General features: G+C 51.8%; 12 protein-coding genes. 1 reads left to right on the top strand and 11 read right to left on the bottom strand.

The genetic code is table 11. The annotated features are described in order from the left end of the window. Window positions 1-268: 268 nt before the first annotated feature. Complete coding sequence (locus tag NST37_RS12390) at window positions 269-1,369, bottom strand: inositol-3-phosphate synthase (protein WP_339186721.1); 1,101 nt, start codon at window positions 1,367-1,369, stop codon at window positions 269-271. Between the two features lie 195 nt (window positions 1,370-1,564). Between NST37_RS12390 and NST37_RS12385 the strand changes: the two genes are divergently transcribed. Beyond that, the gene (locus tag NST37_RS12385) at window positions 1,565-1,810 is read left to right on the top strand and encodes a cold-shock protein (RefSeq protein ID WP_051567420.1); all 246 of its coding nucleotides are present in this window, start codon (window positions 1,565-1,567) and stop codon (window positions 1,808-1,810) included. Window positions 1,811-1,891: 81 nt separating this feature from the next. On the opposite strand, the gene cobU is transcribed toward NST37_RS12385, so the two are convergent. The 10 genes from cobU to NST37_RS12335 all read right to left on the bottom strand — a co-directional run bounded on the left by cobU (window position 1,892) and on the right by NST37_RS12335 (window position 12,632). Next, window positions 1,892-2,473: a bifunctional adenosylcobinamide kinase/adenosylcobinamide-phosphate guanylyltransferase gene (gene cobU / locus NST37_RS12380; RefSeq protein ID WP_003386884.1), complete on the bottom strand. Its 582-nt coding sequence runs from the start codon at window positions 2,471-2,473 to the stop codon at window positions 1,892-1,894. 42 nt (window positions 2,474-2,515) lie between these two features. Then, window positions 2,516-3,298, bottom strand: coding sequence for an ABC transporter ATP-binding protein (locus NST37_RS12375; protein ID WP_003386885.1), 783 nt, complete (start codon window positions 3,296-3,298; stop codon window positions 2,516-2,518). Continuing rightward, window positions 3,295-4,341, bottom strand: a complete 1,047-nt coding sequence (locus tag NST37_RS12370; protein WP_339186719.1) for an iron ABC transporter permease — start codon at window positions 4,339-4,341, stop codon at window positions 3,295-3,297. Before NST37_RS12370 ends, NST37_RS12375 begins: the two co-directional genes overlap by 4 nt. 1 nt (window position 4,342) lies before the next feature. Next, window positions 4,343-5,332 carry an ABC transporter substrate-binding protein gene (locus tag NST37_RS12365; RefSeq protein WP_003386887.1) on the bottom strand — a complete coding sequence of 330 codons (990 nt, stop codon included), beginning with the start codon at window positions 5,330-5,332 and terminating at the stop codon, window positions 4,343-4,345. A 407-nt stretch (window positions 5,333-5,739) separates the two neighbouring features. Next, complete coding sequence (gene eutC, locus NST37_RS12360; RefSeq protein WP_003386888.1) at window positions 5,740-6,612, bottom strand: ethanolamine ammonia-lyase subunit EutC; 873 nt, start codon at window positions 6,610-6,612, stop codon at window positions 5,740-5,742. Between the two features lie 21 nt (window positions 6,613-6,633). Next, a complete protein-coding gene (locus tag NST37_RS12355) occupies window positions 6,634-7,995 on the bottom strand; it encodes an ethanolamine ammonia-lyase subunit EutB (RefSeq protein WP_003386889.1) in 1,362 nt (453 codons plus the stop codon). A gap of 151 nt (window positions 7,996-8,146) precedes the next feature. Next, on the bottom strand, window positions 8,147-8,533 hold the full coding sequence (locus NST37_RS12350) for a response regulator (protein ID WP_024984775.1): 387 nt from the start codon (window positions 8,531-8,533) through the stop codon (window positions 8,147-8,149). A 226-nt stretch (window positions 8,534-8,759) separates the two neighbouring features. Continuing rightward, on the bottom strand, window positions 8,760-9,734 hold the full coding sequence (locus tag NST37_RS12345; RefSeq protein ID WP_024984776.1) for a biotin-dependent carboxyltransferase family protein: 975 nt from the start codon (window positions 9,732-9,734) through the stop codon (window positions 8,760-8,762). A gap of 1 nt (window position 9,735) precedes the next feature. Next, on the bottom strand, window positions 9,736-10,623 hold the full coding sequence (locus NST37_RS12340) for a carboxyltransferase domain-containing protein (RefSeq protein ID WP_339186717.1): 888 nt from the start codon (window positions 10,621-10,623) through the stop codon (window positions 9,736-9,738). 14 nt (window positions 10,624-10,637) lie between these two features. Continuing rightward, window positions 10,638-12,632: a sigma 54-interacting transcriptional regulator gene (locus NST37_RS12335; RefSeq protein ID WP_327956104.1), complete on the bottom strand. Its 1,995-nt coding sequence runs from the start codon at window positions 12,630-12,632 to the stop codon at window positions 10,638-10,640. Window positions 12,633-12,757: the final 125 nt, after the last annotated feature.

The following is a 12,757-nucleotide window of genomic DNA, read 5'->3' as shown; positions in this document are numbered from 1 at the left end:
ACGGATCTCCTCCTCCTTCCCCGAAAACACCGCTTTGCCTTCCTGTTTTCACTTGCCAGCGCTCTTGTATAAATGCCAACTGCCCGTCCAGAATCGTGACACCTATAGTTGGCACGTAATGGCACACCTGACTGTAGGCAAAAGTCTTGCGTGATTCCCTGTTATCTTTTTCATCATATTAAGCCTGCTCCGGATTGGAAACGGCGACTGTCCTTTGTCTGCATCAATCAAAATGCCCCTCCGGTAATTGGCTGGAGAGGCATTTTCACTAACGGTCTTCTTTCCCCTCGATGAAAGCTTCCAAAAGGCTGCGGGCTGCTTCGTCTGTATACTGCACGAGCGGATGTTTCATCGTATAGGCGGCGACAGAGGTCAATGCCCCCGCTATCCCGCGGTCTAACGCCAGTTTGCAGCAGCGGATCAGATCGATCACAACCCCTGCGCTGTTTGGCGAATCTTCGACCGAAAGTTTCAATTCCACACTGATTTTGTTTCCCCCGAACTGGGTTCCTTCCATCCGGACATAACAGACTTTATTATCCTGAAGCCAGCTTATATAGTCGCTGGGACCGATATAGATATCTTCCTCATGGAGAGGCGTTTCCAATTGGGATTGGACCGCTTCGGTTTTTGACACTCGTTTCATTGTCACCCGATCGCGATTTAGCATATTTAAAAAGTCGGTGTTGCCTCCGATATTGATTTGGTACGTATGGTCAATCTTGACACCTCGTTCGGCAAAAAGCCTCGTCAGGACGCGATGGATAATGGTGGCCCCTACCTGGGACTTGATATCATCGCCAATAATCGGAAGCCCGGCTTTTTCAAATTTCTCCACCCAAACAGGGTCCGATCCGATAAAGACTGGTATACAGTTGATAAAACCTGCACCTGCCTCAAGCGCTGCCTCTGCATAGAATTTGCTGGCTTCCAAACTCCCGACCGGAAGAAAGTTGATGACCATCTCCGCACCGCTGGATTTCAGTTCCTCGACAACATCACACGCGGGCTCGTTTGACAAGTGAAACCGTTTTTCCATCGGATACATGTGCATGTGCTGAGACATGCCGTCGAGGAGATGGCCCATTTTGACCATAACGGGTGATTGGTCGATTTCTCGCACAAACACATTGGTGCAGTTGGGAGGAGCGAAAACAGCTTCGTGCAGAGGTTTTCCCACCTTGCGACTATCGACATCAAATGCTGCGACAACCTCTATATCTCCAGGGAGATACCCGCCGATCGAGCGGTGGATCAACCCCTCATCTTCTCCGATGCTCCTGTGCTTGTAATAGGTAATCCCCTGCAACAGAGCAGAGGCACAGTTTCCGACCCCGACTATCGCGACTTTTATTCCAGGCACATTCATTCCTCCCTTATTTCTCAACCATCCATGTGGTTCTCCGAATTTACGCCGTACGATAACTATTGCAGTTTATGCAAGCTTTCCGCCGAAGTGAACCACGCTGTATTTACCATTTTTCCTGAATAAAATACAGAGATTGTCATATAGTATAGGGAGTACTAGAACACCACCGGAGAAAGATTAGAAATCGACCGGAAAATGAGTGTTTCAAGCTGCATTGCTACGGAAACAAGCTGGAGGTGTTTGCAGTTGTATTCAAAAAGAAATCAGGAGCCCGTGGTGGAAGAGGAAACGGCCATTTGGACCTGCAGCAAGGATGATTGCTCTTGCTGGATGAGGGAAAATCTAACCTTTGAAAAAGAGCCGACCTGCCCCATCTGCAGTTCCTCGATGATGAGAGATATGAGAATGCTTCCTCCGCTTACCTGGAACGTGTTCAAATAAGGTACAGGAAAAAGGCCTACCCGTTTTTTCAGGTAGGCCTTTCGCCTTCAAAAAATACATGCCGCTCCATCTAAATGGTGGCTATTGACAGCCCGTATCGAAGCGATACGCCCGGCTTTTTATCTCGATCGGGATTCCTGCTGTGACCAAAAATACTTGGTCACTGATGCTGGCTACCTGCTGATTAAGAATACCCGCCAAATCTCGAAACTGTCTCCCCAGCAAATGGTCCGGGACGACGCCGTACCCTACCTCATTGGACACGAGCAAGACCGTACCGGGGAAGGTCTTTACTGTGTCCGTCAATTCTCCGATCAGGCGAGTGACGTTCTCCACCGGCCGTTCGTGCTCATACCGAAGCAGCCAATTTGACAGCCAAAGCGTCAGACAATCTACGAGTATCACTGTTTCCCGGTTAATAATAGGAGGCTCGCCCTTCCATTTGTCCAAAAGGCCGCACAAATCGAACGGCTCTTCCACTGTCAGCCACGGAAATGCTGAGCGCGCTCTCTCCGCCCGATGCTGCTCAATCCTCTGCCGCATCTCTTCATCGCCAATCGTGGCGGTTGCTACGTACAACGCACTCTGCCCCAGATGGGCTGCATAGCTCGCCGCAAACCTGCTCTTTCCGCTTCTGACGCCTCCGGTTATCAATGAAATCATCGTACAGCCTCCTTGTCTGAAAAAAGCAGACGCCGGCTCGATTTATGAATCTTTTGCAGATCGGAGCAGCATCTGGGGCAAATGATGGAACGGGTGGTCGAGAATGATAGGTCTGATCCCGTAAACCTCATAAATCAAGTCCTCGCGAAGCAGCTCGCCGGGTTTTCCTACCCCGATCTGCCGTCCCTTGTCCAGCAGGAGAATCCGGTCACAGTACAGAGAAGCCAGATTCAGATCATGCAGTACCGCAACTACTGTTGCCTGCTCCGCCCTTTGCCAACGGTGAACGGTGTCCATCAACTGGATTTGATAGCCGATATCCAGGAAGGTGGTCGGCTCATCCAGCAGCAGCAGCTCTGGCTCTTGAGCCATCACCTTGGCCAGTCCGACGCGCTGTTTTTCCCCGCCGCTCAATTTTTCCAATGTCCGATGCTGCAATTCCGTCAGACCCAGCGTCTGCAAAATGCCATCAATCAGCGGAGCCGAGTCTCCCCGTTCCGTCCCAAGCCAGCTTTGATACGGAAACCTGCCCATTTCCACGACCTCTCTTACACTGAACCCGATAGAGGGCAACGGCTCCTGCTGCAGGACAGCCAGCCACGCAGCCAAGTCCTTGCGCTGATGCGCTTCGGCCTGTTTTCCCCTCAGCCAGATTTGTCCGCGATCAGCCGCCTCCACGGCAGACAGAAGCTTTAGAAGGGTAGACTTGCCGCTCCCGTTTGGACCGATAATCCCGAAAAACTCGCCCGGCTTCACTTCAAAGGCGATGTCCTGCAGCACGGACTTGCCGTTGTATGACTTCCACACATCCACGACGCGAATCAAGCTTCTCCCTCCTTTCCGGCACGCTGTTTTTTCCGCAGCAAATAAGCGAAGAAAGGTGTACCCAGAAAAGCCGTCACGACGCCCAACGGTATTTCTGTCGGGCTGAGCAGCTTACGGGCCAGAGTATCGGCCCACAGTACGTAGATTCCCCCGTAGAGCGCTGACATAGGCAGCAGCAGGCGGTAATCAGGTCCGGCCATCAGTCTCACCAGATGCGGTACAACCAGTCCGACAAATCCGATAATTCCCGATACGGATACCGCTACGGCTGTCAGCAGGGTCGACACTGTGAGTACAACCAGCTTCGTACGGTCCACTTGCACACCGAGATGCGCCGCTTGCCTCTCGCCGAGAGCGAACAAATTTAACGTCCGTCCATACCCCATCAGAATGATAAGACCGAGAAACAGACAGGGAAGCAATACGACCGAGAAAGACCACCCGCGGAAAGCCAGGCTTCCCATCAGCCAAAAGACGATCTCATTGACGACCTGGTCAGACAGGGAGACGAGAAAGGAGACAATCGACCCGAGAAACGCCTGAGCAACGACACCTGACAAGATCAGCGTTTCAATATGTATTTTGCCTTGTGAATGCGCCAGCCTGATTACCAGCCACAAGCTGATCAGACCCGTCGTAAAGGCAGCGAGCGGAACGGACCACTGACCGAGCAAGCTGAACTGCCATCCAAATAAAATAAGCGTCGCCGCTCCGATCGCAGAGCCGGATGCGACCCCGAGCGTGTACGGATCAGCCAGCGGATTGCGCAATATCCCTTGAAAGCCCGCCCCGGCCAATGAAAGGCAAGCCCCCACCAATACAGCCAGCAGAACGCGGGGAAAACGAACCTTCATGACGATTTGCTCGGCAGACTCCGGCCATTGGACAGTTATCAATGTCCCAATTCCCGGCAGCTTATGCAGGAGAATGCCCCAGACCTGTGTGAGCGGCAGTTCTGCCGAGCCCAGCGAAAGACTCATGCCGACAGACAGAAAGAGGAGCAGTACACCTGCCCCTCCGAACAACAGGAAGCGTGCTTTCATTTTATTTCAACCGCTCCGGATAAATGGCTTTGGCCATTTCGTACAATCCCTGTGTGATGCGCGGACCTGGTCGGGACAGAATATTATGGTCCAAGCCGATCACCTGGTTGTCCCGGATCGCTTTGATTTTGTCCCAGCCGCTTCTTTTCCGAATGGTTTGGTCCAACGTTTCGCCTGTCTTTTCATCTGTGAAGCCTTGCGCAAACAAGATCACATCCGGATCTTCCTTCACAATTTTTTCTTCGCTGACCGGGTTCCAGCCCTGGGTGTCGGAGGCGATGTTGATGCCTCCTGCCATCGTGATCAACTCGTCCAGGAACTCGCCCTTCCCGACTGTCCACCCTGCTGAAAACTCCAAATACACCTTCTTCTTTTCTTCCGGCTTCAAATCTTTGACAGCGTCTGTCACCTTGCCGATATCGGCTTTCATCCGGGAAACCAGTTCTTCCGCTTGAACTTGATGATCTGTAATTTGTCCCAAAAGCAAAATGTTTTCCATGATATCCTGAACCACTTTCGGACGCAGCGTAATGACCTGCAGGTCCAGGGACCGCAATTTTGTGACGACATCCTCTTTCATGGAAATACCGCCAACGACGAGATCCGGGCTTTGTGCGAGGATCGCTTCTTCATTAGGCGAGAGAACCCCGCCCACCTTCGGCTTCGATTTTGCCTCCTCGGGGTAGTCGTCGTAATCGGAAACAGCGACGACCTTATCGCCGAGCCCAAGCGCAAACAGGATTTCCGTCTCAGCTGGCGAGGCAGAGACGATCCGCTCCGGCGCCTTGGCAAAAGTCAGCTCTTGACCGGTAGAATCCTTTATTGTCAAGGGATAGCTTGTTGCTTTTTCGCTCTTTGCCTCTGTACTTTGAGAAGGTGGTTGTTGTGTGGATGCTTGCTCGGATTGTTTCGCCGGTTGGCTACCCTCCCCACATCCCGCCAGGCTGATCGCCACGAACAGTGAAAACAGGAGAAACATGCAGCGTTTCATACGAATCTTCCCTTCTTTCAAGAAATACGAGGAAACCGGTCGCTCAACCCTGTATCCCGCAGCCCGGACGCAGCGAAACGCCCTTTGTTCCTAAGTGGAAAACAGAGGGCACGTACATCAGGGCGCCTATCATTATATCATTGCGACCATGAAAAAAGAAACATATCTCCGCTCTTGTCCGCAGCAGAGGCATGCTTCTTTCCTCATTTTCCTCTGTCATTTGGTTTCGGGTCGGTTTGCTTCTGCAACCGCCCTTCCGCATCCAGTTGGTTCATTCGTTCTGTCAATTCAACTGTTCTGTCAATTCTTCTGTTCAGTCATTTCATCTATTTCGTCTTTTTCACCCGCTCAGTCATTTCATCTGGTTCATCTTCTCATCTGTCTCAGCCCCAGTGGCTCGCCCCAGCTTATCTTGATCTCAACCTGGCAAGAGTCACGCCGCTTGCCTGATAACGCAGAATATCATCGAGCAGCTCTGCCAGATAGGCCCCAGCCTCGATCGGCGGCGTCCCCCCTCGATGGATATTGGAAATAACCGTCCGGTCAGATTCCACTGTCTGTGCACTTGGCTGATAGATCATATAAGCGCTAAGGCTCTCCGCGGTAGCAAGTCCAGGTCTCTCGCCGATCAGCGATATGACCGCCTTGCACTTGACGATAGAGGCGATCTGATCCTGTACCCAGACCCGTCCCCGTTTTACAAATACAGGTTTTCCCGTGCTAATGTTGCGCAAAGCCAAACCTTGCAGGAGGGCGGGAAGCAGATCGGGAATATTCGCTTCGATCGCCGATGTGCTGAGTCCATCGGATACGACGATTTGCACATCCTTTCCTTTATCCCCGTTCTGCTCCAGCCATCGCACGGATTCATCGGATAGTCTGCGCCCCGATTCCAGATTCATGAGGTATTCCTGCATATCGGCAGATTTCGTCTGCAAGATGGGCAGACCCAACTCACGCAGAAGATCTTCGCCGATATCCTTCGTCACCGCGTCTCGGGCTGCTGCCTGATCAATCCGAAATTGCAGGTAGCTCCGCGTTTTCATTCTCGTTCCCGCGCGGCCGATCCCGATACGTGCAGGTGTCCGACTCATCGCTCTTTCCAGCGACTCCCGGTCCTTCGGCTTCTCGACCCCCATTTCTTTGTCCTCCGGAAAGTATATGGGATCACTTGAATGAGCCCCCGCCTGAAGTGGCTCTTTTTTTGCCGACGAGGAACTCTGCTTTGCCAGCTCAACCAACACGCGATCGACAAGCTCATCAAGATTAACCTGCTTCATGTTTCTTCGCCTCCCGCCACTCTAATCAAAAATCGTCAGATCTCCTGCATACTCAGTCAACCTGCCGTCCTCCATGATCCCCATCTTTTCCAGCCATTGTTCAAATTCCCGCAACGGCCTCAGCCCGAGTATTTCCCGCAGGCTCGCGTCATCGTGATAGCTCGTATCCTGGTAGCTGAGCATGACGTCATCTCCCCCGGGCACGCCCATGTAAAAATTCGCCCCTGCCAAAGCAGTCAACATGCCGGCAATTTCCTGATCATTTTGGTCTGCGTACATGTGATTCGTATAGGTGGGAGCGATGCCCATCGGCAGTCCGTGCATTTTCCCCATAAACAAGTCCTCCAGATCCGCCCGGATCATCTGCCTGCCGTCATACAGCGTCTCCGGACCGATAAAGCCGGAAACGTTATTCACCATAAACGGCTTCCAGTGCCTGCAAAAACCATAGGTTCGAGATTCCAATGTCTGCATATCGACTCCTTCGTGTGAATCCAAAGATACCTCAGACCCTTGCCCTGTTTCAAAATACATCACATTGGGACCGGTCGCCGTTCCGTAGCGAAGCATCAGCTCCATGCCCTCGTCCAAAATTTCTTTGGAGACACCGAAGGCCTCATTTGCCTTTTGCGAACCGGCCAGGCTTTGAAACATCAGCGAGATAGGAGCGCCGTTCCGGAGAGCCTGCATCTGCGTAGTAATGTGAGCCAGTACGCAGTTTTGCGTCGGGATTTGCCAGCGTTGAATGAATTCATGCGACATGACGAGCAGCTTGGTAACGCTTTCAACCGAATCGTTATTCGGATTGATTCCGATGACTGCATCGCCTGATCCGTAGGAGAGCCCCTCTTTGATCGAGGCGAGGATGCCTTCCGGGTCGTCGATCGGATGATTGGGCTGACAGCGGAAGGCAAGGCGCCCCGGCTCTCCAATCAATGTGTTGCAATAGGCCTGGTACCTCATCTTTTGAGAAGCCATGACCAGATCAATGCTGGACATCAGCTTGGCTACCGCCGCTATCATCTCGCTGGTAAGTCCGCGGCTAAGCCTGGTCAGCTCTGGCATGCGGGCTTTTCGAGACAAAATGTAATCGCGCAGTTCACCCACTGTCCAATGCTTGATTTCATTGTAGACGGACAAATTGAGATCGTCGTAAATAATGCGTGTGACCTCATCGTCTTCATAGGCAATAACGGGATTTTCATAGATGTCAGATAGCAGCATCTCGCTCAACACTACTTTGGCTGCCATCCTCTCCAGGGCCGACTGGGCGCCGATCCTGCTCATTTGGTCACCCGACTTCTCCTCGCTTGCTTTGGCCAAAACATCTTTGACAGATGAAAATTGATAGTGCTGCTTCCGGATTACGCAAGACAACTTCATATCTCGTTCCTCCCTCGCTTGACTGGCAAGCGGTCTTTATTCATGGGCAGTACAAAAAGAAAAAGCGCCTTGAATACAGGACAACATGGTTGTCCCCACTCAAAGCGCCGTCGCTTTTCCAATATCAACTTTACGGTTCGCAGGTGAATGCTCACGCCTCTGCCTGTCTGTGACGATCAATCATCATCTCTACAGCAGGCAGCAGCTCTTCTTCGGAAACCGGCTTGACCAGATAGCCGCAAACGCCGGCCCTCTCTGCCTCGACGAGCATTTCTCTTTGGCTGTAGGCCGTGAGAAGCAGAACAGCCGAGTTTGAGGTGTCCCGAATTATTTTCGTCGCCTTCAGGCCGTCCATGATCGGCATTTTTACGTCCATAATAATGAGATTGGGCTTCCACTTTTGCGTCAATTCGATCGCTTCTTTACCATTTCTGCCTTCCGCTACAACGTCATAGCCTACTTCTTGCAGCATTTCCCGGATATCCATCCGGGTGATCGGCTCATCGTCGATGACCAGTATTTTGTAGCGCTGACGCAATTCTCCTCCCCCTTTACATGAGATGGATCGTGGCCGCCCATTTTCCGTCCTTCTCCCCGAGACTTTGACGCCATTGTCGCCATCACGGTTTGCAGACGGCTGTTGCCATGAAAGACTGCCGAAATGCGTAGGGCAAGAAGCACCTAAATAATAGTTGGAATAATCATATTATACCGATTATTCATGTCGTCCGCCAGTCCTAATGTCCTCTGGCAAAAACGTGGTTTTAACGGAGCAGCTCTTGCACGGCCAAAATTTTTCGCTTTTTGGACAACCTCGCTTCGATTGCCTGGTCCACGGTGACTGCCAAAAAACGCGTTTTCGTATTGGGCCTGGATTGGGCGATCAAGTCGAGATCAGCATTGATGGCCGTTCCGATCGTGACAAAGCCCCCTCCTGTTGTCGCATCGCGCAAAAGCAGGATCAATTCTTTTTCGTTTGGCACCATGATCGCGCCAATAGGGTAGACGATATCGACGACATTGGATGAGTTGTTTCCCGCTCCAAACGGCGGATCGAACGGTTTGAACGATACGGTGGCCCCTGTATATCGGTAGGCGATATTATTTGACTCCAGCCCCACCTGCCACTCCGAGTTGAGAAATGTTTTTATCCCTTCATCACTCAAGCGGTAGCTGGATAAGCCCACCACCACCCGGATGTCCATCTCATTCGAAAATGCAGGGATGTATTCGTCGGGAATTCGCCGGCCAACCTGGTGAAAAACGCCGGGCAAAGGCTCTCCGATCTGCACCTCGTCGCCCGCCTGCAGCTTTCTGCCGTGAAAGCCGCCTAATTGACTAAGCACATAGGTCGACTTGCAGCCGAGGACATCCGGCACTTGAATGCCTCCGGATACGCATAGATAGGTTTTGACTCCCTGCGTGGTCATCCGAAATGCGAGCATATCTCCTTCCTGGATCACCAGCGATTCCCACATCGGCACCGGCTGCTCATTGAGCCTCACCTCGCATGGAGCTCCCGTTATGGCGATTACCGTCCTTTTGCAAAATTCAATCACCGGACCGAGCAGCGTAATTTCCAAGGCGGCGTAATCATGCGGATTCCCCAGCAAAATATTGCCCAGTACATAGGAGTATTTGTCAGCGGCTCCCGAAGGCGGCACCCCCAGATGATAAAACTCCTTTCTGCCCATATCCTGAACCAGTGTCTGCAAGCCGCCATCCCTGATCCGCAGCATATTAAAAGTCCTCCATTACTTGCTTGATGTACGCTTCTCTTTTCGCGAAGTATTCCTCCGGGGAAAAATCGACGTATTTCATCCGGTAACGGTACGTCCCGGCTTCTACTTGCGAAAGAATCTGCTTGTACTCCCGCTCTTCAACCGGGTGATGCTTCCAGATGTCACCGGGCCTGGCCAGGAAAACCGAGTCGCGCAAATCCTCAAGCTTGCCTGACTGATCAAAGACTGGCACCGCGGCCATTCCGATCAGCTGGTAGCTGCCCGGAGCGGACAGCGGATAAATCACCGTAAAGGCTCCTCCGAGGCCGACAGCTCTTCCGGGCCTATCCGTCCGCGGACTTGCGTATTTGGGTGTCTGGATGATCTGATCCTTCCTGAGGCCCAGCGGGTACTCCCATGCGGTTCCCGGAATAAAGCCCATCATCGAGATTAAGTATGGACTGCGGGAATGCGCCTCGATAAAGGCTTCCTTTTCCTTGAAGCCGTTCAGCTTCATCACGAGCTCAAAGTTGCTGATGTTTTCTTTGATGATGTTGCGCTCTTGAAAGCGTCTGCTGTACTCCCTCGTGATCGGATCGTCGTACCAGATTGGAATCTCGACGATACGGACTTCGAGATTCAAAGCGGCAGGGTTGCTTTTGGTCATGTCGATTTCCTTTAAATAATCGAGCAAATTCGCTGCCGGGATCACTTCCGGATCAAAACGGATCAGGTACGAAGAATTGGATGGGCAGATGTCAAGAATGCCCGGGATTTGCCTTCTTCGCAGCTCGCTCGTGATCGCCAGTGCTTTGAAGTTGCTCTCTTCGCTCATGTCTCGGGAAATTTCCGCATAGATGTATTCATCTCCGCCAAAGTCGAATCTCGTCTCGGGCAGTGTGAACATCGTCACCCCTCCTTTCAGGAAAGCAGCTTTTGCATCCGTCTGCTCAAGGTCGCGGGGCTGACGCCCAGAATCTGGGCGACCTTGGCAGCGGTCCCGTACTTTTGCAAGGCGAGACTGATCAGCTGCGTCTCTACTTCCTCGACCGCCTCTTTCAAAGGAATAATCTCACGGACGATCGGTTTTTTCTCCTGATCGCGCGGCTTGCTTTCGTACAGGTTGGACAGCACATCGCGGGCACTGATATGCTCCTCCCTCGCCGTCACCACCAGACGCTCGATCATGTTCTGCAGCTCCCGAACATTCCCGGGCCAGTGGTATCCCTCCAGGACATGCAGCGCTTCCTTGGTCAATACCTTGTCCAGCTTGTACATTTGGTTGTAAACCTGCAAAAAATGGACGGACAACGGAATGATGTCCAGAGTACGCTGGCGAAGGGGCGGAATATCGATGGGAATGACGTTCAAGCGGTAGTACAAGTCTTCGCGGAATAAATTTTTCCGTACCAGCTCGTGAATATTTTGGTTCGTGGCCGCAATCACTCTCACATCGATGGAAATTGTCCGGGTGCCGCCGACCCGCATCATCTCTCTTTCCTGCAGGACACGCAAGAGCTTTACCTGCATGTTGTAAGGCAACTCGGTTACTTCATCCAAAAAGATGCTTCCTTTGTGAGCAAGCTCAAACAGTCCCGGCTTTCCCCGCTGGTCTGCGCCAGTAAACGCTCCTTTTTCGTAACCAAACAGCTCGCTTTCCATCAAGGTTTCCGGTATCGCGCCGCAATTTACCCGAATGAACGGCTCGTTGTGTCTGTGACTGTACTCGTGGATGGCTTTGGCAAAGACCTCCTTGCCGACACCGGACTCGCCGGACAACAGCACGGTCGAATCCACTTTGGCGATATGCCTGCACTCGTCAACCAACCGTTCCATGACTTGCGAGCGAAAGATGAGCTTGCGCTGACCGTCATGTTTCTGTGTCAATAGCTGGTCCAGCTCCTGCTTGTATTCCTCTGATTGCTTTTTGGCCATTTCCAGCTCGGCGCGCAGCTCGTGAATGCTCGTAATGTCCTCCGACAGAATCACGATTTTCTCGATTTTGTCTCCGTGAAAGACTGGCGTCGCCACCGACCAGACTTTTTTCCCGTTTTTCGCCTCCTGGATCAGCGACAAACGCTTCTTTTGGGCAAGGCACAAATCGGTGATGTTGGGAGAAAAGGCGCCTTCCTTTTCCAGCTCATAGACGTTTTTCCCGATCAGTTTTTCTGCTGGCTCCTGCTGCCAAAACCCTTGCAAAAAAGTACCCGCCACGCGAATGATGGTTCCTGCCCGATTGACGACGGTAATCTGCTTGTTCGTCGATGAATACACAGCTTTCAAGTCATCGTTGAAATTGCGGAGAAACTCGAGCTCGTTGACGGCATCCCCGAGCTTCTCCCGATTGGAGAAGAGGTGAACGATCCCGATAATCTTGTCGTTTTCATACAACGGGGAAATATTGCCGCTTGTCCGTTTAAAATTGATCGAGCACTCGACCATTACCATTTGTTTCCCGGTCAGCACTTCATCGAGATCTCTTTCGACCGTGATCAGCGTTTTATAGTTGCGATAGAGAAGGACGTGTTTGGGAAGGCCGAGGATTTGTTCCGCAGTTTCATTCATGAAAGTGATTTCAAAATCGGAATCGGTCGTGATAATTCCGATCCCGGAGCTGTCAAAGATGCGGTTTACCTGCTGGAGCTTGTATACATTCAACAGATTCTTTGTATCCCTGGCTGTCGTATAGCCCGTAATCGCTCCGGATTCATTAACCCCGAGTACGACAGAGATGTTGTGATAAAACGAAATGGCCCCTTCTTCCGGCACCTTCACCATATCAGCCCGATACGCAATTTTCCCTTGCAACGACTGTTGGCTCTGCAGTTGTTTCAACAGAGAATCCTTGTCCACATACCCGATGATCTCATCGTTTTCGCTGCTGACGAAAAGCAGCTCTCCCTTTTGTTCTTCCATGGCGAGTATCGCCTCTTGCAAAGTCCGGTCTTTCGAAATTGGTGCGGAAACCTTTTGTAAAACATCTTTCCAAACGAGCACAAGGACCCCTCCGGACGATTATTTTTACTTTTCCGACTTTTCAC

Source organism: Brevibacillus sp. FSL K6-6036, assembly GCF_037964015.1.
GTDB classification, from domain to species: Bacteria; Bacillota; Bacilli; order Brevibacillales; family Brevibacillaceae; genus Brevibacillus; species Brevibacillus borstelensis.
This window is presented reverse-complemented; position numbering and strand designations above follow the sequence as displayed.